The organism is Pseudomonas sp. PDM25 (genome assembly GCF_019219045.1).
Classification (GTDB): domain Bacteria; phylum Pseudomonadota; class Gammaproteobacteria; order Pseudomonadales; family Pseudomonadaceae; genus Aquipseudomonas.
In genome coordinates this window covers 113,301-134,260 of record NZ_JAHUWL010000015.1, presented here as the reverse complement: position 1 = coordinate 134,260, position 20,960 = coordinate 113,301, and the positions used below count along the sequence as shown (strand labels likewise).

The 20,960-nt window shown below is 57.6% G+C and carries 21 protein-coding genes; 12 read left to right on the top strand and 9 right to left on the bottom strand.

What is annotated here, in order from left to right:
• Positions 1-3 precede the first annotated feature (3 nt).
• The 3 genes from KW848_RS24835 to colR form a co-directional block, all read right to left on the bottom strand.
• A complete protein-coding gene (locus KW848_RS24835) occupies positions 4-672 on the bottom strand; it encodes a class I SAM-dependent methyltransferase (RefSeq protein WP_218538396.1) in 669 nt (222 codons plus the stop codon).
• 162 nt (positions 673-834) lie between these two features.
• Complete coding sequence (locus KW848_RS24830; protein ID WP_218538381.1) at positions 835-2,112, bottom strand: HAMP domain-containing sensor histidine kinase; 1,278 nt, start codon at positions 2,110-2,112, stop codon at positions 835-837.
• Entirely contained in the window at positions 2,102-2,785 is a 684-nt protein-coding gene (gene colR / locus KW848_RS24825; RefSeq protein WP_008155536.1) for a two-component system response regulator ColR, read from the bottom strand. The genes KW848_RS24830 and colR overlap by 11 nt, the downstream gene beginning before the upstream one ends.
• A 204-nt stretch (positions 2,786-2,989) precedes the next feature.
• Between colR and KW848_RS24820 the strand changes: the two genes are divergently transcribed.
• Positions 2,990-4,939: an LTA synthase family protein gene (locus tag KW848_RS24820; protein ID WP_218538380.1), complete on the top strand. Its 1,950-nt coding sequence runs from the start codon at positions 2,990-2,992 to the stop codon at positions 4,937-4,939.
• A 54-nt stretch (positions 4,940-4,993) separates the two neighbouring features.
• Complete coding sequence (locus KW848_RS24815) at positions 4,994-5,737, top strand: phosphatase PAP2 family protein (protein WP_134096520.1); 744 nt, start codon at positions 4,994-4,996, stop codon at positions 5,735-5,737.
• 184 nt (positions 5,738-5,921) lie between these two features.
• Here KW848_RS24815 and groL read toward each other — a convergent pair whose 3' ends face one another.
• The 4 genes from groL to KW848_RS24795 all read right to left on the bottom strand — a co-directional run bounded on the left by groL (position 5,922) and on the right by KW848_RS24795 (position 9,431).
• Positions 5,922-7,565 carry a chaperonin GroEL gene (gene groL / locus KW848_RS24810; protein WP_008155543.1) on the bottom strand — a complete coding sequence of 548 codons (1,644 nt, stop codon included), beginning with the start codon at positions 7,563-7,565 and terminating at the stop codon, positions 5,922-5,924.
• A gap of 49 nt (positions 7,566-7,614) precedes the next feature.
• Positions 7,615-7,908, bottom strand: a complete 294-nt coding sequence (locus KW848_RS24805) for a co-chaperone GroES (RefSeq protein ID WP_008155545.1) — start codon at positions 7,906-7,908, stop codon at positions 7,615-7,617.
• Positions 7,909-8,156: 248 nt separating this feature from the next.
• Entirely contained in the window at positions 8,157-8,633 is a 477-nt protein-coding gene (locus KW848_RS24800) for an FxsA family protein (protein ID WP_218538379.1), read from the bottom strand.
• Between the two features lie 66 nt (positions 8,634-8,699).
• Entirely contained in the window at positions 8,700-9,431 is a 732-nt protein-coding gene (locus KW848_RS24795) for a HugZ family protein (protein ID WP_008155551.1), read from the bottom strand.
• A 167-nt stretch (positions 9,432-9,598) separates the two neighbouring features.
• Here KW848_RS24795 and KW848_RS24790 point away from each other — a divergent pair, with 167 nt between their 5' ends.
• On the top strand, positions 9,599-10,357 hold the full coding sequence (locus KW848_RS24790; RefSeq protein WP_111451978.1) for an SDR family oxidoreductase: 759 nt from the start codon (positions 9,599-9,601) through the stop codon (positions 10,355-10,357).
• Between the two features lie 171 nt (positions 10,358-10,528).
• Here the strand turns inward: KW848_RS24790 and apbC are convergent, their stop codons facing one another.
• Entirely contained in the window at positions 10,529-11,623 is a 1,095-nt protein-coding gene (apbC, locus tag KW848_RS24785) for an iron-sulfur cluster carrier protein ApbC (RefSeq protein ID WP_192410306.1), read from the bottom strand.
• Positions 11,624-12,009: 386 nt separating this feature from the next.
• On the opposite strand from apbC, the gene metG reads away from it, so the two are divergent.
• The 8 genes from metG (at position 12,010) to KW848_RS24745 (ending at position 18,897) form a co-directional block, all read left to right on the top strand.
• Positions 12,010-14,061: a methionine--tRNA ligase gene (gene metG / locus KW848_RS24780; RefSeq protein WP_218538378.1), complete on the top strand. Its 2,052-nt coding sequence runs from the start codon at positions 12,010-12,012 to the stop codon at positions 14,059-14,061.
• Positions 14,062-14,203: 142 nt separating this feature from the next.
• Positions 14,204-14,773: an electron transport complex protein RnfA gene (locus KW848_RS24775; protein WP_218538377.1), complete on the top strand. Its 570-nt coding sequence runs from the start codon at positions 14,204-14,206 to the stop codon at positions 14,771-14,773.
• On the top strand, positions 14,770-15,780 hold the full coding sequence (gene rsxB, locus KW848_RS24770; protein ID WP_218538376.1) for an electron transport complex subunit RsxB: 1,011 nt from the start codon (positions 14,770-14,772) through the stop codon (positions 15,778-15,780). Before KW848_RS24775 ends, rsxB begins: the two co-directional genes overlap by 4 nt.
• Positions 15,767-16,759 (top strand): RnfABCDGE type electron transport complex subunit D, encoded by a 993-nt coding sequence (locus KW848_RS24765; protein WP_218538375.1) that lies wholly within the window; start codon positions 15,767-15,769, stop codon positions 16,757-16,759. The genes rsxB and KW848_RS24765 overlap by 14 nt, the downstream gene beginning before the upstream one ends.
• On the top strand, positions 16,756-17,367 hold the full coding sequence (locus tag KW848_RS24760) for an RnfABCDGE type electron transport complex subunit G (RefSeq protein ID WP_218538374.1): 612 nt from the start codon (positions 16,756-16,758) through the stop codon (positions 17,365-17,367). The genes KW848_RS24765 and KW848_RS24760 overlap by 4 nt, the downstream gene beginning before the upstream one ends.
• Positions 17,360-17,947, top strand: a complete 588-nt coding sequence (locus tag KW848_RS24755) for an Rnf-Nqr domain containing protein (protein ID WP_218538373.1) — start codon at positions 17,360-17,362, stop codon at positions 17,945-17,947. Before KW848_RS24760 ends, KW848_RS24755 begins: the two co-directional genes overlap by 8 nt.
• A 25-nt stretch (positions 17,948-17,972) precedes the next feature.
• Positions 17,973-18,611 carry an endonuclease III gene (gene nth, locus KW848_RS24750; protein ID WP_111451985.1) on the top strand — a complete coding sequence of 213 codons (639 nt, stop codon included), beginning with the start codon at positions 17,973-17,975 and terminating at the stop codon, positions 18,609-18,611.
• Between the two features lie 106 nt (positions 18,612-18,717).
• Positions 18,718-18,897, top strand: coding sequence for a PA3496 family putative envelope integrity protein (locus KW848_RS24745; protein WP_007898493.1), 180 nt, complete (start codon positions 18,718-18,720; stop codon positions 18,895-18,897).
• A gap of 88 nt (positions 18,898-18,985) precedes the next feature.
• Here the strand turns inward: KW848_RS24745 and KW848_RS24740 are convergent, their stop codons facing one another.
• Positions 18,986-19,612 carry a response regulator transcription factor gene (locus tag KW848_RS24740; RefSeq protein ID WP_218538372.1) on the bottom strand — a complete coding sequence of 209 codons (627 nt, stop codon included), beginning with the start codon at positions 19,610-19,612 and terminating at the stop codon, positions 18,986-18,988.
• Between the two features lie 580 nt (positions 19,613-20,192).
• On the opposite strand from KW848_RS24740, the gene KW848_RS24735 reads away from it, so the two are divergent.
• A complete protein-coding gene (locus KW848_RS24735; protein WP_192410298.1) occupies positions 20,193-20,825 on the top strand; it encodes a hypothetical protein in 633 nt (210 codons plus the stop codon).
• Positions 20,826-20,960: the final 135 nt, after the last annotated feature.

The window sequence follows — 20,960 nt, the reverse complement described above, 5'->3', positions numbered from 1 at the left end:
CTGTTACCTCTTGCGTAATACGTAGACCCGCCACATGGCATAGAGCGGTAAAAAGTCCAGTTGTTCCTGAATGAGAAAACCCGCCTGCTCAAATTCCTTTTCAACCGTAGCAGCCGGTAACACAAAGCGATTTTGGTAACCTCCCTGCGCACGGGTTTTCTCGAGGCGCTTGCGTTTCCACGCTTTAAAATTGCCGTCCACCCATAGGGAAAGGATCACGCTATCACGTGTGACGCGCTCGAATTCACGCAAAATGGCCAGTCGATGCTCGGCTTCACCGATGTGATGGAGCAAACGCATACAGAAAATGTTGTCGACCGAGTTATCAGGCAAGGCGATGTCGAATGCAGAGGTGTGCAAGGGTTGTACCCGTTTCACCACCTCGGCAGGTTGCGCCTTCATGGCAATCTTCAGCATGGATTCGGAGTTGTCGGCGCCAATGATCGCACGATTGGTTTTTTCCGCCAGCAATGGCCAGAAACGTCCCGCACCACAGGGCAAATCGAGGATCAGCCCCGGATCACCGGCCAGTGCCAGCGCCTTGCGTGCCAGTTGCTCGTCACGCCAGTGGGACAGGCGGCGGCCAAGGCCATCCTTGTGTTTACGCAGGTATTGTTGAGCGTGTTGATCGTCGTATTTTTCGGAAAATTCAAGTTTGACCGGGCCGTCCATCATCAAGATTTCCTGAGCTGCTGATGACTCCCACGATAGGTAGCACCGTGTCAGCGACAGGTCATACCGTTGTGAAAAATATGTCATGTAAAACCGCGAATTGTTTCGAGGACTTACAAGATGAAAACGAATGCACCGGATAAATGCGTTTCAACAAGGCGATCAGTTGTTCGTTGACAACTCCACCTGAAAACGACAGCCGTTGGGTTCCATGTTCGTCAGGCTGACGCTCCAGCCCTGGTTTTCACAGATCCGCTGCACCAGCGACAACCCCAGGCCCAGGCCTTCGCCGCGTTTCTCGCTGCCCCGCACAAAGGGCTCGAACATTGCCTCGCGTTTGTCCTCGGGAATGCCCACGCCACTGTCCTCGACCATGAAACCGGTGGCCGTCAGCGTCAGGCGAATAAACCCGCGCTCGGTGTAATGCAGCGCATTACGTAGCAGGTTGCCCATGACCGCGTGCAGAAGGGTTGCGTTGTAGCTCGTGTTGGCCGGATTTCCCGGTTCAAAGATCAGCGTCAGCCCCTTGGCCTCGATCGGCTCGCGCCACTGATGGAGCAGTCCATCGGCGACCTGGTTCAGGGTCTGCTGGGGCGACATGCTGGCGTCTTCACGTTGTGCGCGGGCCAACATCAGAAAGGTTTGCACCAGCTCGCGCATCTCTTCACAGGCGCGGGCGATTCGCTCGACCTGAGCACGTCCACGCTGATCAATGCCAGGGTTTTCCAGCAACAGCTCGCAGGAACTGGCCAGCACCATCAATGGCGTGCGCAGCTCGTGGCTGACGTCACTGGTGAACAACCGTTCGCGGGTCAACGCCTGGCGCAAGCGCCCGAGGGTGGCGTCGAAGGCCACGGCCAACTCGCCCACCTCATCAGCGGCGTAATCCGGCGCCAGGGGTGGCGCCAGACCTAACAATTGGTCACGGTGACGGACCTGGCGGGCCAGTCGCACCACGGGTGCCATCACTTTGCGCGCCAGTATCCAGCCGAGAAACACCGCCAATGCCAGACTCAGGACGAAGCCCACCAGCACCACGGCAAACAGCACCCGTTCACGCTCTTCGAAATCGCTCTGGTCCTGCAACAGCACATAACGCCGGCCGTCGACGACTTCGACCATCGCGTGATACGACAGCTGTTCGCGAAACACTTCGTGAAAGCCCGGGTCCAGGTGCCGCAAGTCCTTGGGGAGATTGAAATCCCCCGGCCCGCCACTGAAATAGAACAGCTGATCCGGCTCAGGGCGATGGCTCCAGTCCGTGACACTGTCCATGAGCAACAGCCGTTGTAAATCGCCCCCCAGTCCTGCCGAAATCAGTTTTTCTTCCACCAGGTGCACAGTCGCCACAATGCCCATGGCAAAGGTTCCCGCGACCAGTGCGCTCATCAACGCAAAGGCGATGATGATCCGTTGAGCAAGGCTTTGCTTAAACTCCATCACGGCCCTCGGCCAAGCGATAACCCACACCGTGCACGGTTTGCAGCAACGGTTTGGCGAACGGCTTGTCGATCACCTGGCGCAATTGATGGACGTGGCTGCGCAGGCTGTCGCTGTCCGGGCAGTCATCCCCCCACAGCGCCTCTTCGAGAATCTCGCGGCGCAGTACGTGCGGACTTTTCTGCATCAGCACGGCCAGCAACTTCAGGCCCACCGGGTTGAGTTTGAGCAGGCGACCTTCGCGGGTGACTTCCAGGGTGTCGAGGTCGTAGTTCAGATCGCCAACCTGCAACGTACGGCGACCACCACCCTGGGTACGACGCATGACCGCCTCGATGCGCGCCGCCAATTCAGACAGGGCAAAGGGTTTGATCAGGTAATCATCGGCGCCGGATTTGAAACCTTGCAGCCGGTCGTCCAATTGATCGCGGGCGGTGAGCATGATCACCGGCGTGTCGCGGCGCGCGTCTTCGCGCAGGCGTTTGCACAGGGTGTAACCGTCGATGCCTGGCAACATGATGTCGAGCACGATCAAGTCGTAATGCTCGGTGGCGGCCAAGTGCAAGCCTGACAAACCGTCCTGCGCGCAATCTACGGTATAACCCTTGAGCCCCAGGTAATCGGCCAGGTTGGCCAGGATATCGCGGTTGTCTTCAACCAATAGAATTCGCATGGTTATCTCCTGCATACACAGTAACGGCCGTCTTGGCCCGCGCAGCTTAAGGCCAAGTGTGGCTCAGGGCTAGGATTACGGTACCTGGAATCAATCCGCTCAACCAAATGTTAGGCTTAACAAGTTTTTCACTATCGATTCACAAGCCAACTACAGTGGTGGGGCGAAAATCCCACGCATTTGTTGTTAAGGAATGTACACACAATGGACTTCTTCAAGACCGCGCCAATGCGCTTTCTCCTGCTCGTGACCGGCGCATGGCTGGTGATTTTCTTGCTGACCCGCACGGTGCTGCTGCTCACCCATCTGGACGAGGCCGGTAGCGGATTTCTGTCAGTGTTTGGCATCGGCCTGCTGTACGACCTGGGCTTCATTGCCTATGCAGCGCTGCCGATGGGCCTCTACTTGCTGCTCTGCCCACCGGCCTTGTGGCGTCGCCGTGGCCACCGCTGGCTTCTTCAGGGGCTGCTGACCGTCAGCCTGTTCGCCATGTTGTTCACGTCCGTGGCCGAATGGCTGTTTTGGGATGAGTTTGGTGTGCGATTCAACTTCATCGCCGTCGATTACCTGGTGTATTCCGATGAAGTGCTGAATAACCTCCTTGAGTCCTACCCGATCGGCACACTGCTGAGCATCCTCGCCGTGTTGGCCATCGCCCTGAGCTTTGCATTGCGCAAACCGTTCAATGCCGCGCTGGACGCACCGTTGCCGCCATTGCGCGGGCGCCTGCTGAATGCGCTGGGCCTGTTGATTGTCGCAGGCCTGAGCTTGCAACTGCTCAGCCAGGATTCGCCGCGCGCCCAGGGCGGTAACGCCTATCAGAACGAACTGGCGAGCAATGGTCCCTATCAGTTCTTCGCTGCATTCCGTAACAACGAACTGGATTACCCGCAGTTCTACAGCAGCCTGCCACCGGCAATTGTTGCTCAGCAGATTCGTGCCGAACTGAGTGAACCCAACGCGCATTTCATCGGCGAGGATCCACAGGACATTCGCCGGATGATCGACAACCCGGGCACTGTGCGCAAACCCAACATTGTGCTGGTGACGATTGAAAGCTTCAGCGCCAAGTACATGGGCAGTAACGGCGACACCCGTAACCTGACACCCAATCTCGATGCCTTGCGCAAACAGAGCCTGTACTTCAATAACTTCTACGCCACCGGCACCCGCACCGATCGCGGCCTCGAGGCCATCACCCTGGCGATCCCGCCAACTCCAGGGCGTTCGATCGTCAAGCGTGTGGGGCGTGAAAGCGGTTTCGCCAGCCTCGGCCAGCAACTCAGCGCCGTGGGTTACGACAGCGTGTTCGTCTATGGCGGACGCGGTTACTTCGACAATATGAACGCGTTCTTCAGTGGCAACGGTTACCGGGTGGTGGACCAGAGCAGCGTCGATGAATCAGAGATCCACTTTAAAAATGCCTGGGGCATGGCTGACGAAGACCTCTACAAGCAAACCCTCAAACTGGCCGATGCTGACTACGCGAAACAGCAGCCGTTTCTGCTGCAATTGATGACCACCTCCAACCATCGTCCTTATACCTACCCGGACAACCGGATCGACATCAAATCCGGCAACGGTCGTGACGGTGCGGTGAAGTACACCGACTATGCCATTGGTCAGTTCCTCGATCAGGCGCGCCAAAAGCCATGGTTTGACAATACAATCTTCGTCTTCGTCGCCGACCACACGGCCGGCAGCGCCGGCATGGAAGACTTGCCGATCAGCAACTATCAGATTCCGCTGTTCATCTATGCACCGAAGCTGATCGATGCACGGGAAACCGCGCAACTGGCCAGCCAGATCGACCTGGCGCCGACCTTGCTCGGTTTGCTGAACCTGGATTATCAATCGACCTTCTTCGGTCGCAACTTGCTGCAGGACAATCCACTGCCGCCCCGCGTGGTCGTTGGTAATTACCAGCATCTGGGCTTGTTCGACGGTAAGAATTTGGCGATCCTGAGCCCTCGCCAAGGGCTGCGGCGCCATGATGATGCACTGACCGAGAGCCGCGAATCCCAGGCCACCGCCAGCGATCCATTGATTGTCCGTGCGATCACCTATTACCAAACCGCCAGTTATGGCTTCAAGCAACAGCTGCTTGGCTGGAAGACGCCCATGGAGGGCACCGACCAAGTCAGCGCACATTAATCGAATCGCCCCGGGCTGATGCCCCGGGGCTTTTTCCTTTGTTCAGGATCCTCCATGTCATCAATTGCTGTCCGCCCCGCCTCCCGACCACTCAATTTCTGGGTGTGCCTGGGCGTTCCCGTCTTCGCGGCGATCGTTCTGGTGTTGCTCGAACTGACGTCCCTGGACATGGACCTTGCCAAACTGCTCTATGACCCGATCACGGGGGATTTCATCGGGCGGCACAGTTACTTCCTGGAAGACATCCTGCATGACCGCGCCAAGCAGGTGGTCATCGCCTTCTCGGTGTTGGCTATCTTTGGTTTCATCGCCTCCTTTTTCATGGACCGGCTCAAACCGATCAAACGGGAACTGGGTTGTCTGGTGCTGTCTTTGGCGCTGGCAACCTCCTTTGTCACACCAGTCAAGGCGGTGACGGCCGTTCAATGCCCGTGGAGCCTTGAGCAGTTTGGCGGTCACGAAACCTATAGCGAACTGCTCAGCCCTCGCCCGCACACCGATAAACCCGGCCGTTGCTGGCCCGGCGGTCATGCGGCAACCGGTTTCACACTGTTTGCGCTGTTCTTTGTCCTGCGTGACCGTCGTCCGCGCCTGGCGCGCAAGGCATTTGTGTTCGCTTTCGCCTTGGGCACGGTGTTTTCCATCAGCCGGATGATGCAGGGCGCGCACTTCTTTTCGCACAACGTGTGGACGGCGATTTTCTGCTGGCTGATTTGTCTGGGGGCGTATTACTACATCCTGTATCGCCCAGCCTCGAAGGCTGATCGAGAGTCCGAAGCACAACCTGTCAGCGCCTGAAGCCTCGCGCAGAACCTGTAGGAGCAAAGCTTGCTCGCGATGAACGATAACGCGGTGTAACTGATACACCGCGGCGCCTGAATCGCGAGCAAGCTATGCTCCTACGGGACAGGGTAAATTCCGGGCAATAAAAAACCCCGCCTGCTTAGCGCAGGCGGGGTTTTTTTATAGGGGTAAGGCTGGCTTACATCATGCCGCCCATGCCGCCCATACCGCCCATGTCTGGCATGCCGCCGCCAGCTGGACCGTCTTCCTTGATCTCAGCGATCATGGCTTCGGTGGTGATCATCAGGCTGGCAATCGACGAAGCCGCTTGCAGAGCCGAACGAGTCACTTTAGCCGGGTCCAGGATACCCATTTCGATCATGTCGCCGTATTCGCCGGTAGCAGCGTTGTAACCGTAGTTACCCGAACCCTGCTTGACCTTGTCGACTACTACGCTTGGCTCGTCACCGGAGTTGGCAACGATCTGACGCAGTGGCGCTTCAACAGCGCGACGCAGCAACTGAATGCCAACGTTCTGGTCATCGTTGTCGCCTTTCAGCTCGGAGATAGCCTGCAGAGCGCGAACCAGTGCCACGCCGCCGCCAGGTACCACGCCTTCTTCAACGGCTGCACGGGTAGCGTGCAGGGCGTCTTCAACGCGGGCTTTCTTCTCTTTCATTTCAACTTCGGAACCCGCGCCAACCTTGATCACTGCAACGCCGCCGGACAGTTTGGCCAGACGCTCTTGCAGTTTTTCACGGTCGTAGTCGGACGAAGTGTCGGCCACTTGCTGACGGATCTGCAGAACGCGAGCCTGGATGTCAGCCTCAACGCCGGCACCGTCGATCACGGTGGTGTTTTCTTTGGACAGGATCACGCGCTTGGCATTACCCAGGTGTTCCAGGGTAGTGCTTTCCAGGCTCAGACCGATCTCTTCGGAGATAACGGTACCGCCAGTCAGAACAGCGATGTCCTGCAGCATGGCCTTGCGACGGTCGCCGAAGCCTGGAGCCTTGACGGCTGCGACTTTAACGATGCCACGCATGTTGTTCACAACCAGAGTCGCCAGGGCTTCGCCTTCAACGTCTTCGGCCACGATCAGCAGTGGACGGCCGGCTTTGGCAACGGCTTCCAGTACTGGCAGCATTTCGCGGATGTTAGAGATCTTTTTGTCGACCAGCAGGATCAGCGGACCGTCCAGCTCGGCAGTCATGGTCTCTGGCTTGTTGACGAAGTACGGGGACAGGTAGCCACGGTCGAACTGCATGCCTTCAACAACCGACAGTTCGTTTTCCAGGCCAGAGCCTTCTTCAACGGTGATCACGCCTTCTTTACCGACTTTTTCCATGGCTTCGGCAATGATGTCGCCGATGGAGCTGTCGGAGTTGGCCGAGATGGTGCCGACCTGAGCGATGGCCTTGGTGTCAGCGCAAGGCTTGGACAGGGCTTTGAGCTCTTTGACGATAGCGATGGTCGCTTTGTCGATGCCGCGCTTGAGGTCCATCGGGTTCATGCCGGCAGCGACGGCTTTCAGGCCTTCGTTGACGATCGATTGAGCCAGAACGGTAGCGGTGGTGGTGCCGTCGCCTGCGTCATCGTTGGCACGGGAGGCAACGTCTTTGACCAGCTGCGCGCCCATGTTTTCGAAGCGATCTTTCAGCTCGATTTCTTTGGCAACGGACACGCCGTCCTTGGTGATGGTCGGAGCGCCGAAGCTCTTCTCGATGATCACGTTACGGCCTTTAGGGCCCAGGGTCGCTTTTACTGCGTCAGCCAGGACGTTGACACCGGCGAGCATTTTCTTGCGGGCGGAATCGCCGAATTTAACTTCTTTAGCAGCCATGATCGATATTCCTTAAATACTTTGTAGTAGCGGGAAAATGAGCGGGGAATCAGCCTTCGATAACGGCGAGGATTTCGCTCTCGCCAATTACCAGCAGGTCTTCGCCGTCGACTTTCACGGTGTTGCTGCCGGAGTACGGGCCGAACACAACCTTGTCACCCACTTTCACAGCCAGTGCACGCACTTCACCGTTTTCCAGTGCTTTGCCTGGACCTACGGCGAGAACTTCACCCTGGTTTGGCTTTTCAGCAGCCGAACCTGGCAGGACGATACCGCCAGCGGTTTTCTTTTCTTCTTCGCTGCGACGGACGACGACGCGGTCATGCAGAGGACGAAGCTTCATTGTCGATCTCTCCTAATTGTGGTTTTCATCGGCCGGTGTATTCCCGGCGGGTTTAACAAATCCGGCAGTGCCGGGTGCGGTTCGTCGAGCGAACCGCGGAAGTCTGTCTGGCGCAATCGCCAGAAACCTTGCGGTGACCGTTACATAAGGGCGCATAAGCTTATTACAAGGGCGAGGAAGCAAATTTTTTCAGGTTGCTGCCCCACAAACGAACACGGCACCCGAAGGTGCCGTGCCGGTGGTGCGGACTACTTGGTATCGCGGTGTTCGAATTCGCCTTCGATCACATTGGGCGCACGGCCCAGCTGCTCGCGTGGAGCAGGACCGCCACGTGGCTGAAGGTCGTCGGCGAATGCACGCTGACGGATTGCCGCCTCTTCGGCACGCTGGCGCATTTTATTGGCCAACAGTCGACGAGAGATCGGCAGCAACATGATCAGACCCAGCACGTCAGTGACGAAGCCCGGCAGGATCAACAAGCCACCCGCCAGCGCCAGCATCAAACCTTCGAGCATGGTCTGTGCCGGCAACTCGCCGCGGTTCAGGCTTTCACGAGCACGCAATGCAGTTGCCAGACCAGCGATACGCAGCACGAACACGCCGAGCATCGAGCCGAGAATGACCAGCAGCAGGGCCGGGAAAAACCCGATCGCCCCGCTGACCTTGACGAATACGAACAGCTCCAACACCGGAAACAGTACAAAGAGCAATAAAAAAGGGCGCATCAAATGGTTCCTCAACGCAAGAATGCCTTGCCAGTCTTCCCTAGATGACGTCGCCGATTCGTGAATTCAAGCGTCGGCCACTTCATTTTTCGGCCAATGTTCGGCGTGAGCCAGGAAAACCAAGGCTTCGCGCACTTGTGTCGGCGTATTACACGGTGCTTGAAACCGCAACCAATAGAGCCCCTGACCAATGCGCAGGTGCATGCCTTCGGTGTCGATACCCGCCAGTTGCGCCGGCTCGGTTTTCGGCAGGCCCGCCAGTTCGACGTAATGGGCGATGGCTTTGGCGTGATCGGCATTCATGTGCTCGACCATGCTCGCTTCGGCTTTTCCGGCGAACGGGTTGGCCAGCGTTAACTGATCGACCCAGTGAATCGCACCGAAGCCGCCGATGTAGCGATGACGTACCGGTTTGAGCACCCAGAAATCGAAATCGTGGGCCTTGTGGTAGCTCTGCGAATCCGGGAAATAGCGGTAGTAACGCTCAGCTGCCGCTTCGATGGCTGACTCGTCCTCGAGCTTTTCTGCTTCGGCGAGGTAGGTCAGGCGACCAACGGCTTGCACATCTTCGGCCCCGCGCTCACCCACAAACAGTGAGCATTTTGGATCTTTCTGCAGGTTGTGGGTGTGCTGGGCGATGCGGCTGATAAGGATCAGCGGCCAACCCTGTTCGTCCAGACAGTACGGAACCACGGAGCCAAACGGGAAACCGGGCATCGCCTTGGAGTGCGTCGAGAGCACTCCACGGTATTCCTTGAGAAGCAATTCTCGGGCATTCTTGGCCGCTTCAACGCTCAATTTATGACTCCTTATTAGAATCCGTCAAAAAAACGGACAGGCGCCTGGGGATAAGTTCCAGCACGCCATCGGGGCAGTTCTCATGTGCAGCCAGGCCATCAGGTGCAGATCGAGAGGCTACTCTCTAAAAGGAAACCACTTCTCTGACCTGCTATTGGGGCATGCGAATGCAACTCACTGACAAAGTAATCATTATCACCGGCGGTTGCCAGGGTTTAGGCCGTTCCATGGCCGAGTATTTCGCCGGCAAAGGCGCGAAGCTGGCGCTGGTGGACCTGAACCAGGAAAAGCTCGACGACACCGTCGCCGCTTGCAAGGCCAAAGGCGTCGAGGCTCGCGCTTATCTGTGCAATGTCGCCAATGAGGAGCAAGTGACCCATATGGCCGCCCAGGTGGCCGAAGACTTCGGGGCGATCCATGGCCTGATCAACAACGCCGGGATCCTGCGCGATGGCTTGCTCATCAAGGTCAAGGACGGCGAGATGACCAAGATGAGTCTGGCCCAGTGGCAGTCGGTCATCGACGTCAATCTGACCGGCGTATTCCTGTGCACCCGTGAGGTCGCGGCCAAAATGATCGAGCTGAACAACAGCGGCACGATCATTAATATCTCGTCGATCTCCCGTGCTGGCAACGCCGGCCAGACCAACTACTCCGCCGCCAAGGCCGGTGTCGCCGCGATGACCGTGACCTGGGCGAAGGAATTGGCACGCTACGGTATTCGTGTGGCAGGCATTGCGCCGGGTTTTATCGAAACCGAAATGACGCTGAGCATGAAGCCTGAGGCGCTGGAGAAGATAACGTCGGTGATTCCACTCAAGCGCATGGGCACGCCTGAAGAGATTGCCCATTCGGCGGCGTACATCTTCGAGAACGACTACATCAATGGTCGGATTCTGGAGCTGGATGGCGGGTTGCGCATCTAAATCCACCGCAAAACAAATGTGGGAGCGGCTGTGGCGAGGGGATTTATCCCCGTTGGACTGCGAAGCAGGCCCAGTTTTTTGGGGGCGGCTGCGCCACCCAACGGGGCGGTGCGACGTTTCGCTAAATCCCCTCGCCACAGCCGCTCCCACAGGGAATCGTATTTCAGCTCATTAATCGTCGCTGATGGTGATGTTCGGCATGGCCGGTGTCGCCGCTTCCTGCAACACGATCCGCGCGCCGACATGGCGGGCCAGTTCCTGGTAAACCATTGCAATCGGGCTGTCAGGTTCTGCGATTACCGTTGGCTTGCCGCCGTCGGCCTGTTCGCGGATGGCCATCGCCAGCGGCAACGAAGCCAGCAGCTCGACGCCGTACTGGTTGGCCAGCTTCACACCACCGCCCTCACCGAACAGATGCTCGGCATGCCCGCAGTTGGAGCAGATGTGCACGGCCATGTTTTCCACCACGCCCAGTACCGGGATGTTGACCTTGCGGAACATCTCCACGCCCTTGCGTGCGTCCAGCAATGCCAGATCTTGCGGCGTGGTAACGATCACCGCGCCGGCCACCGGGACTTTCTGCGCCAGGGTCAGCTGGATGTCGCCGGTGCCTGGTGGCATGTCGATGACCAGGTAATCCAGGTCGCCCCAGGCGGTTTGAGTGACCAGTTGCAACAAGGCGCCGGAAACCATCGGTCCGCGCCAGACCATCGGCGTGTTGTCATCAGTCAGGAACGCCATGGACATGACTTCGACACCGTGGGACTCGATCGGAATAAACCACTTCTGATCCTTGACCTGGGGTCGGGTGCCTTCGGGGATGCCGAACATGATGCCCTGGCTCGGACCGTAAATGTCCGCGTCGAGAATCCCGACCTTGGCACCTTCGCGGGCCAGGGCCAATGCCAGGTTGGCGGCGGTGGTTGATTTGCCCACGCCACCCTTGCCGGATGCCACGGCGACCACGTTCTTGACGTTGGCCAGACCCGGGATCTGCGCTTGAGCCTTGTGCGCGGCAATGACACTGGTGATCTCGACGCGCGCAATGGTCACACCGTCCAGCCCTTCAATGGCCATTTGCAGTAATTGCGCCCAGCCACTCTTGAACAGGCCGGCGGCATAACCCAGCTCCAGCTGGACGCTGACGCGATCACCCTGAATGTCGATGCCGCGTACGCACCCGGCGCTGACCGGGTCCTGGTTCAAATAAGGGTCGGTGTATTGGCGAAGGACGGCTTCCACCGCTGCGCGATTGACGGCGTTCATGGGCAACTCCGATAGCAAGACTGGAAAATCAGGCGGGTATCCTACGCCGGACACACATTTGTGGCGAACAGATTACTGTGGCTGGAGAGCTTGCCTGTGGCGAGGGGATTTATCTGTGGCGAGGGGATTTATCCCCGTTCGACTGCGCAGCAGTCGTAAAACCATCGAACACAATGTGCCGATATGCCGATGTAGACCATTTTGGGGGCGGCTTCGCCACCCAACGGGGATAAATCCCCTCGCCACAGATAAATCCCCTCACCAGAGATAAATCCCCTCGCCACAAAAGCACGTTTGTAACAATAAGCCCTTGGGCCGCGGGGGTGAAAAATATGCGCTGGCGCTTTATAGTGGCCGACCTCCGTTTCATCAAGTAGCCGAGCCCCATGTCCGAGCCACGCAAGATCCTCGTCACCAGCGCCCTGCCCTATGCCAATGGTTCGATCCATCTTGGCCACATGCTGGAATACATCCAGACCGATATGTGGGTGCGCTACCAGAAGCACCGCGGCAATCAATGCATTTATGTCTGCGCCGACGACGCCCACGGTTCGGCCATCATGTTGCGCGCGGAAAAGGAAGGCATCACCCCGGAACAACTGATCGCCAACGTCCAGGCTGAACACAGCGCCGACTTTGCCGAGTTCCTGGTGGACTTCGACAACTTCCACTCCACTCACGCCGAAGAAAACCGTGAGCTGTCGAGCCAGATCTACCTGAAGCTGCGCGACGCCGGGCACATTGCCACGCGCTCGATCACTCAGTACTTCGACCCGGAAAAGAAAATGTTCCTGGCCGACCGCTTCATCAAGGGCACCTGCCCGAAATGCGGCACCGAAGACCAGTACGGCGACAACTGCGAAAAATGCGGTGCGACCTACGCGCCGACCGACCTGAAGGATCCGAAGTCGGCGATCTCTGGCGCCACGCCGGTGCTCAAGGATTCCCAGCACTTCTTCTTCAAGCTGCCGGACTTCCAGGAAATGCTGCAAGCCTGGACCCGCAGCGGCACCCTGCAAGAAGCCGTGGCGAACAAAATCGCCGAATGGCTGGACGCCGGCCTCCAACAGTGGGACATCTCCCGCGATGCGCCGTACTTCGGTTTCGAAATCCCCGACGAGCCAGGCAAATACTTCTACGTCTGGCTCGACGCGCCGATCGGCTACATGGCCAGCTTCAAGAACCTCTGCGACCGCACGCCTACACTTGATTTCGACGCGTTCTGGGGCAAGGATTCCACCGCCGAGCTGTACCATTTCATCGGCAAGGACATCGTCAACTTCCACGCTCTGTTCTGGCCAGCCATGCTCGAAGGCGCCGGTTTCCGTAAACCGACCGGTATCAACGTACACGGCTACCTGACCGTCAATGGTCAGAAAATGTCGAAATCCCGCGGCACCTTCATCAAGGCCCGGACCTATCTCGACCACCTGTCGCCGGAATACCTGCGCTACTACTACGCGGCGAAGCTGAGCCGTGGCGTCGATGACCTCGACCTGAACCTCGAAGACTTCGTGCAGAAGGTCAACTCCGACCTGGTCGGCAAAGTCGTCAACATCGCCAGCCGTTGCGCCGGTTTCATCCACAAAGGCAACGCCGGTGTACTGGTGGCGGGCAATGCCGCGCCGGAACTGACCGAAGCGTTCCTGGCCGCAGCGCCGAGCATCGCCGAAGCCTACGAGGCTCGCGACTTCGCCCGTGCCATGCGCGAGATCATGGGCCTGGCCGACCGTGCCAATGCCTGGATCGCCGACAAGGCCCCATGGTCGCTGAACAAACAGGAAGGCAAGCAAGACGAAGTCCAGGCCATCTGCGCCCTGGGCGTCAACCTGTTCCGCCAGCTGGTGATCTTCCTCAAGCCGGTGCTGCCGCTGCTGGCCGCCGACGCCGAGGCGTTCCTGAACGTCGCGCCGCTGACCTGGAACGACCACGCGACCTTGCTCAGCAACCATCAGCTGAACGAGTTCAAACCGTTGATGACCCGTATCGATCCGGTAAAAGTGCAAGCCATGAGCGACGCCTCGAAAGAAGACCTGACCGCCAGCGCTACCGACACCGGCGACGCTGCACCTGCCGGCAATGGCGAACTGGCCAAGGATCCGCTGTCGCCGGAAATCGAGTTCGATGCCTTTGCCGCTGTCGACCTGCGCGTCGCCCTGATCCTCAAGGCCGAACACGTGGAAGGCGCCGACAAACTGCTGCGCCTGACCCTCGATATCGGTGACGAGCAACGCAACGTGTTCTCCGGGATCAAGAGCGCTTATCCGGATCCGTCCAAGCTCAATGGTCGCCTGACCATGATGATCGCCAACCTCAAACCACGGAAAATGAAGTTCGGCATCTCCGAAGGCATGGTGATGGCGGCTGGCCCTGGCGGTGAAGAAATCTACCTGCTCAGCCCTGACAGCGGCGCCAAGCCAGGTCAGCGCATCAAGTAAGGCTCTGCTGTAAACCGATCCCACAGTCGCGCCTGGCGCGACTGTGGGATTTTCATGTCTGGCCCACCCTCCGTCCTTGCCGGATAATGCCTAAGCTTTTTAGACCGCTCCGTTAAAAAGCCCCGTTCTTGCCGGCACGATCATGACCGAAATTGTTCTTACGCTTATCAGCACTGCCCTGATCAACAACCTCGTGTTGCACTGGCCGCTGGGCGTCGATCCGCTGCTGGGCAACGAGCACCGACAAGTCCACGCGTTGGGCCTTGCGACGACGTGTTTGATGCTGATCGTCGGTACGCTGGGCTACTCGGCCTACCGTTGGTTGCTGGTCCCGCTGGAGCTGACGTCGCTGCGCCTTTTCGTGTTCCTGCCATTAAGCGTTCTGCTGATTGGCCCGCTGCTGAAAATGCTTTCCCGGTTACTTCCAAAGCTTGCGTTCGATGGCCTCTGGCCCCTGCTGCTGGGCAACGCTGGCGTACTCGGGCTGACGCTGCTCAACGCTCAGGACGACAAAGGCTTCTTCCACGCCCTGGCCCTGAGCCTGGGCGCCGGGCTGGGATTCTGGCTGGTACTGAGCCTGTTCAGCGACTTGCGCCAACGCACCCTCGAAAATGATATCCCCCTGCCCTTTCGCGGCCTGCCCATCGACCTGATCGGCGCCGGACTGATTGCAGTGGCCTTTCTCGGATTCAGCGGACTGATCAAAACATGAGTCTGATTCAACGCATCGATGCCCTCTTGCCGCAGACCCAATGCGGCAAGTGCGGCCACCCCGGATGCAAACCGTACGCCGAAGGCATTGCCAGCGGCGAACCGATCAACAAGTGCCCGCCGGGCGGCAGCGAAACCATCGCGGCCCTGGCCGAGCTGCTGAAAGTGCCGGTGCTGGAACTGGACGTCAGTCGCGGTTCGGCCCCGGCGCAGATCGCCTATATTCGTGAAGCCGAGTGTATTGGTTGCACCAAGTGCATCCAGGCCTGCCCGGTGGATGCCATTGTCGGCGCGGCGAAACTGATGCACACGGTGATCATCGACGAATGCACCGGTTGCGACTTGTGCGTAGCGCCCTGCCCGGTGGATTGCATCGAAATGCGGCCGTTGCCGCTGGACACTGTGCTGCCGGTTGTCGGCGGCCTGGCGTTCAGCCTTGAGGAACAACGCGCCCGGGCGGCCAAGCGCGATCACGCACGGCGCCGATTCGAACAGCGCAACGCTCGCCTGCATCGCGAAGAAGAACAGAAAATCGCCGAACGTCAGGCCCGGGCCCAGCGCGCCGTCCAGCACAGTGAGGTCGCAACGCTTGATCCGGTTCAGGCCGCTCTTGAGCGCGTCCGCGCACAGAAGGCAGCCAATGCCGATGCGGCGTTGAAAAAGGCCAAGATCGATCTGGCGATGAGTCGGGCGCAACTGAACAAGTCACTCAAGGCGTTCGGGCATCCGCCGACCTTCGAACAGCAGTCGCAATTGATTGTCTTGCAACAGCAATTCGAGGCTAGCGAACAGGCGTTGGCGCAACTGGAAAGCACTGCACAACCAGTCGCAGCACCCGTCGTTCCGGCGAAAAATGCGCAGCTGAATCGGGCAAAGATCCAGTTGGCCATGCGCCGCGCCGAACTCAAGAAAGCCCAGGCCAGCGAAGCGCCGGTGGAGCAGATTGAAGCCCTGGAACTCGCGGTAATTGAAGCCGAGCGTCAGGTAGATGCCTATGCCGCCCCTTGAATCGGTCGACGAGCGCCTTCAGCAGGCCATGAAGCTGGTATTGCTGGCCACCGTGCCGGGGATGTTGGTGTTTTTCTGGCTGTACGGCTGGGGCGTGTTGATCAACCTGATTCTGACGGGTGTTACCGCACTGGCCGTTGAAGCGGCCGTGTTGCGCTTGCGCGAGCAACCGCTCAAGCCGACCTTGAGCGACGGCAGCGCACTGGTCAGCGCGACGCTGTTGGCGCTGGCCTTGCCGCCTTATTGCCCGTGGTGGCTGACGGTCTGTGCCGCAGCGTTCGCGATGGTGTTCGGCAAACACCTGTATGGCGGCGTTGGCAAGAACCCGTTCAACCCGGCAATGCTGGGCTTCGCCCTGGTGCTGGTGACCTTTCCCCAACAGATGACCCACTGGCCGTCGTCCCATGGACTCGACCTGCTCGGCGGTTTGCAGCAGGTGTTTGGGTTCAGCCTCAGCCAGACTCCAGATGCGTGGGTCCAGGCCACGGCGCTGGACAGCCTGCGGATCAACAAAAGCCTGACCATGGACGAACTGTTTGCCGCTAACCCGGCCTTCGGTCATTTCGGCGGCCGAGGCATGGAATGGGTCAACCTGGCTTTTTTGGCGGGCGGCGCATTTTTGCTGCAACGACGGGTGTTCAGCTGGCATGCGCCGGTCGGCATGCTGGCCAGCCTGTTCATCATCAGCCTGCTGTGCTGGAACGGCTCGGGCTCCGACTCCCATGGTTCACCGCTGTTTCATCTGCTCACTGGCGCGAGCATGCTGGGCGCATTCTTCATCGTCACGGAACCGGTGTCCGGCGCAAAAAGCCCCGCCGCGCGACTGCTGTTCGGCGCGGGCGTCGGGCTGCTGACGTACTTGATTCGTACCTGGGGAGGTTATCCGGACGGCGTCGCCTTTGCCGTGCTGTTGATGAACCTCTGTGTGCCGGCGCTGGAGCGGTTTGCCGCCTCCAGACAGGAACGGGGGACGCCATGAGCCGAGCGTCGAGCGTTGTGATCCTGGTGTTGCTGGCAGGCCTGGGGATTGGCGCGACTTACCTCGTGCAGCACACCAGCGCGCCGCGCATTGCGGCCGAACAGCGCCTGATCGACAGTCGTAACCTGCTGGACCTGCTTCCTGCTGAAAGCTACGACAATCAGCCACTGGAACAACCACTCGCCCTTGAAAACACTGGGTTAGCCAATAGCACGCTGCTGGGTGGCTATCTGGCAACCAAGACAGGCCAGACCAGCGCCGTGTTGCTGCGCAGCCAGACCCTGGGTTACGAGGGTTCCATCGAATTGCTGATCGCCATCGGCGCAAACGGCAAGGTACTGGGCGTAAAAACGCTCAAGCAATCGGAAACTCCGGGGCTGGGCGGTCGACTCGCCGACTGGCCCAATGCCTGGCTTCAGGCTTTTTCCGGAAAGTCCCGAACCGAACCTGCCGACAATGGCTGGGCCTTGAAAAAGGATCAGGGGCAATTCGATCAAATGGCGGGGGCGACCATTACGTCGAGAGCGGTCATCAACGCCATCCATGACGCGTTGCGCTATTTCGACGAACATCAGCAACAGATGATCGGGAGCAGCGCTCATGAATAAGTCATCGATGCTGCAGCATTCGCTGATGCTTGCACCGCTGATCGGTGCCACGGATTCATTGGTGTCCGCTCTGGGCTTGTGGCTGATGTTTATCGTGGTGATCAGTACCTTTGGAGTGAGCATGGGCGCCTTGCGATCCCGACTTGTCCCAGAGACACATTTGCTTGCCAGCGTCCTGCTGGCGGCCACACTGACCAGTTGCACGGAACTCGCCGTGCAAATCTGGTCGCTGCAATGGCACCAACATGTAGGGTTCTATGCGGGACTGATTGCCTTGCAATGTGTTGTGCTGGAACACACCGGTTTTCTACAGAGCGCCTGGCGTGATCGCCTGCGCCTGTGTGGCCTGTTCGGTGCGTTGATGGCGGGCCTTGGCGTGCTGCGCGAATTCATCGGCAACGGAACATTCGGCAGCCACCTGCCATGGCTGGCTGGCACTGCGCAAGCGGACTGGCAAGGCTGGGTGCTGACCACCGACGGTGGCTTGCGCCTGGCCACCCTGGCCCCTGGTGGTTTCATTCTGCTGGGACTGCTGATCGCCGCACGTCAGGCCTGGACCCGCTCGACGCCCTCACACTGACCGCCTTCGAGGAAATGCACTGCCCATGAATGCCGCAAAACGTCTGGAAATTTTTCGCCGTTTTCACGAAGACAACCCGGAACCGAAGACCGAACTGGCCTACTCCTCGCCGTTCGAATTGCTGATCTCCGTGATTCTCTCGGCGCAGTCGACCGATGTCGGCGTCAACAAGGCCACCGCGAAACTCTATCCGGTGGCCAATACACCGGCGGCGATTTATGCCTTGGGTGTCGAGGGACTGTCGGAATACATCAAGACCATCGGCCTGTTCAACAGCAAAGCGAAAAACGTGATCGAGACCTGTCGCTTACTGATGGAACGTCATGGAGGAGAAGTCCCGCAAACCCGTGAAGAGCTGGAAGCGTTACCCGGCGTCGGCCGCAAGACTGCCAACGTGGTACTCAATACCGCATTCCGTCAGCTGACCATGGCCGTGGACACGCATATTTTCCGGGTCAGCAACCGTACCGGCATTGCTCCCGGCAAAAATGTGGTCGAGGTTGAGCAAAAACTGATTAAGTTCGTGCCGAAGGAATATCTGCTGGATGCCCATCACTGGCTGATCCTCCACGGACGCTACGTTTGCCTGGCCCGCAAGCCTCGTTGCGGCAGCTGTCGGATCGAAGACTTGTGCGAATACAAGCAAAAAACGTCGGACGATTGAGGCGCTATTAGGTTTTTCAATTTATCGATTGAAAAAATCTTTTTTACCCGCCGGGAGATTATCGATATAAGGAGCGCCAAAGGCAGCCTTAGCCTGGAGTAACACTATGAGCACTGGCAAAGAGCAATTGGACGTAGAAGACGACTTCACCCCTGTTGAGGCTGATGATGCTGAACCAGTGGTTGAAGTGGCGAAGACCAACCTGAGCAAACGCCGTACCATCGACAATCTGCTGGAGGAGCGCCGACTGCAAAAGCAATTGGCCGATTACGATTTTGACCTATGACACCTAAAAGCCTCCCGAAACGGAGGCTTTTTACTAAGTGCCGCTTGATGCCCCCCCGCTCATCGCGCCTCGTCAAACGCCGAGGCAGTCACACCAGACCATTGCGTTGAGCCAATTCGATCAGGTCGACCAGGGAGCGGGCATTGAGCTTCAACAACAGACGCGTCTTGTAAGTACTGACAGTCTTATTGCTGAGGAACATTCCATCGGCAATCTCCTTGTTGGTCTTGCCTCGGGCCAATTGCTGCAAGACCATCATTTCCCGTCCCGACAGCCGATCCACCATATCGGCTTCACTGGCGTTCCCCAAACTGGAACGTACGGTATGCAAGGCTTGATTCGGAAAGTAACTGTAGCCCGACAATACTGCCTTTATTGCACTGAGCAACTCGGTGAGATCCTGTTGCTTACAAACATACCCAGCAGCACCCGATTGCATGCAACGCATAGAGAAATGCCCGGGTGCCTGAGAAGTTAGTATCAGTACTTTCATAGGCATTGCTGTCGATGTCAGACGCGCAATGACTTCCAGCCCATCAAGTTTTGGTATTCCAATATCCAGGATAACAATATCCGGCATATGCTCACGGGCAAGTTGCAACGCATCCACGCCATTATCTGTCTCTGCAACAACCTCGTAGCCGTGACGTTCCATTAGCATACGTACCGCAAGACGAATGACGGGGTGATCATCCACGATCAGCACTTTATTCATGGGCAAGTCCAATTTTCGCTGTTCGAATTTTTAGAGCCCGCACGATAGCCTAGTCGTTTCACCCATGGCATGCCGCCCCCCTCGGCCACCCACACCGAGAGACATTCCCTACAGATATTAGAGAATTGTCTTACAAAACTCCCAAAAATACCGAGGGGATAAAAATTTTATCGACCTGAAAACATTTCGATTATCCGCAGTTTTTTGTTTCTGTTTACAACCAGAAAACCAAATAGCAGGGATCGTCGCAAGACGATCCAACGAATACTGACTATTGAGCTACCCTTAAAAGTAACTGATATTTACCACTTGAAACCCCCATACCACAAACACCGGACATCAAGATTGTAATAAAAAATCACACCAAGCAACACTTCATCAACAAACTCACCCCATCACCACTTAAAACTCATCAACAGAGGTACCCGCCACACACTCAATACCGCTACTATAAAACCCTCGAAATTCAAAACTTAAAAAGGAGTACCACACCAATATAAACACCGACCACTTAGTTATTAAGATCAAAACCAAAAACACTAATCATTCGAGAAAAGACAATACTTTATGAGCAAAAAACATGAACAAACAAAAGAAAAAAATCATCAACCCCATGACCGTCATTGCGATATTTGCCGCTATTTCTGAAACTTCGGCCGCCGTCTCACTGCCCTTTCTCGACAACAAGGAGCGGGAACTCTATGTCTGGTTCCTGATTAGTTTCCCTTTTTATTTGCTTTTTCTTTTCTTCGCCACACTCAACTTCAACTACCGGTCGCTGTATGCGCCATCCGATTACGGCAAGGGAAAGCATTTTATAAAAGTGATGGACAACGCAGAACGCGGTCAGCGGCCCGACAACCTGAAGGACCCTCCCGCCCGGATCAGTATTCAGACGGGCCTCTCGGCTCTACAGCACGTTTGCATGGCCGAGCAGCTAAAAAACCTGCACATCGTCGATGCGCGGTGGCTACACAAGAAAATGGAGTTCGGCGCCTGGATTGAAAAAAACCGGCACCCACAGGGAAGCCCTGCACAAGTGATCGTATTTCTCACCTGTACCGATTCGGAGGCACTACTGAAGGAAAGCGCAAGCAAGCAATCAAAACAGGCAAAGAATCGCAACGGCCCAACGCTTTGCATTGCTTACAATTTGAATTCACACGGCCTGACGATTCTTGATCACTCTTTTTACCTGACATGCAGCAGGTAACGCTTGAAGAGCATTCAGAGAGAGGAAACAGAAGGAAGGTATTACCGATACAAAAAGAGCGTTGATAACACGATGTCCGGCAGGAAAACTCCCCCCTATTCAGAAATTGTGGCCTTGTCACCGACAAGGCCACAA

Coding starts and splice junctions, on each gene's coding strand:
- KW848_RS24835 (WP_218538396.1), bottom strand. CDS start 672: ATGGACGGCCCGGTCAAACTTGAATTTTCCGAAAAATACGACGATCAA.
- KW848_RS24830 (WP_218538381.1), bottom strand. CDS start 2,112: ATGGAGTTTAAGCAAAGCCTTGCTCAACGGATCATCATCGCCTTTGCG.
- colR (WP_008155536.1), bottom strand. CDS start 2,785: ATGCGAATTCTATTGGTTGAAGACAACCGCGATATCCTGGCCAACCTG.
- KW848_RS24820 (WP_218538380.1), top strand. CDS start 2,990: ATGGACTTCTTCAAGACCGCGCCAATGCGCTTTCTCCTGCTCGTGACC.
- KW848_RS24815 (WP_134096520.1), top strand. CDS start 4,994: ATGTCATCAATTGCTGTCCGCCCCGCCTCCCGACCACTCAATTTCTGG.
- groL (WP_008155543.1), bottom strand. CDS start 7,565: ATGGCTGCTAAAGAAGTTAAATTCGGCGATTCCGCCCGCAAGAAAATG.
- KW848_RS24805 (WP_008155545.1), bottom strand. CDS start 7,908: ATGAAGCTTCGTCCTCTGCATGACCGCGTCGTCGTCCGTCGCAGCGAA.
- KW848_RS24800 (WP_218538379.1), bottom strand. CDS start 8,633: ATGCGCCCTTTTTTATTGCTCTTTGTACTGTTTCCGGTGTTGGAGCTG.
- KW848_RS24790 (WP_111451978.1), top strand. CDS start 9,599: ATGCAACTCACTGACAAAGTAATCATTATCACCGGCGGTTGCCAGGGT.
- apbC (WP_192410306.1), bottom strand. CDS start 11,623: ATGAACGCCGTCAATCGCGCAGCGGTGGAAGCCGTCCTTCGCCAATAC.
- metG (WP_218538378.1), top strand. CDS start 12,010: ATGTCCGAGCCACGCAAGATCCTCGTCACCAGCGCCCTGCCCTATGCC.
- KW848_RS24775 (WP_218538377.1), top strand. CDS start 14,204: ATGACCGAAATTGTTCTTACGCTTATCAGCACTGCCCTGATCAACAAC.
- rsxB (WP_218538376.1), top strand. CDS start 14,770: ATGAGTCTGATTCAACGCATCGATGCCCTCTTGCCGCAGACCCAATGC.
- KW848_RS24765 (WP_218538375.1), top strand. CDS start 15,767: ATGCCGCCCCTTGAATCGGTCGACGAGCGCCTTCAGCAGGCCATGAAG.
- KW848_RS24760 (WP_218538374.1), top strand. CDS start 16,756: ATGAGCCGAGCGTCGAGCGTTGTGATCCTGGTGTTGCTGGCAGGCCTG.
- KW848_RS24755 (WP_218538373.1), top strand. CDS start 17,360: ATGAATAAGTCATCGATGCTGCAGCATTCGCTGATGCTTGCACCGCTG.
- nth (WP_111451985.1), top strand. CDS start 17,973: ATGAATGCCGCAAAACGTCTGGAAATTTTTCGCCGTTTTCACGAAGAC.
- KW848_RS24745 (WP_007898493.1), top strand. CDS start 18,718: ATGAGCACTGGCAAAGAGCAATTGGACGTAGAAGACGACTTCACCCCT.
- KW848_RS24740 (WP_218538372.1), bottom strand. CDS start 19,612: ATGAATAAAGTGCTGATCGTGGATGATCACCCCGTCATTCGTCTTGCG.
- KW848_RS24735 (WP_192410298.1), top strand. CDS start 20,193: ATGAACAAACAAAAGAAAAAAATCATCAACCCCATGACCGTCATTGCG.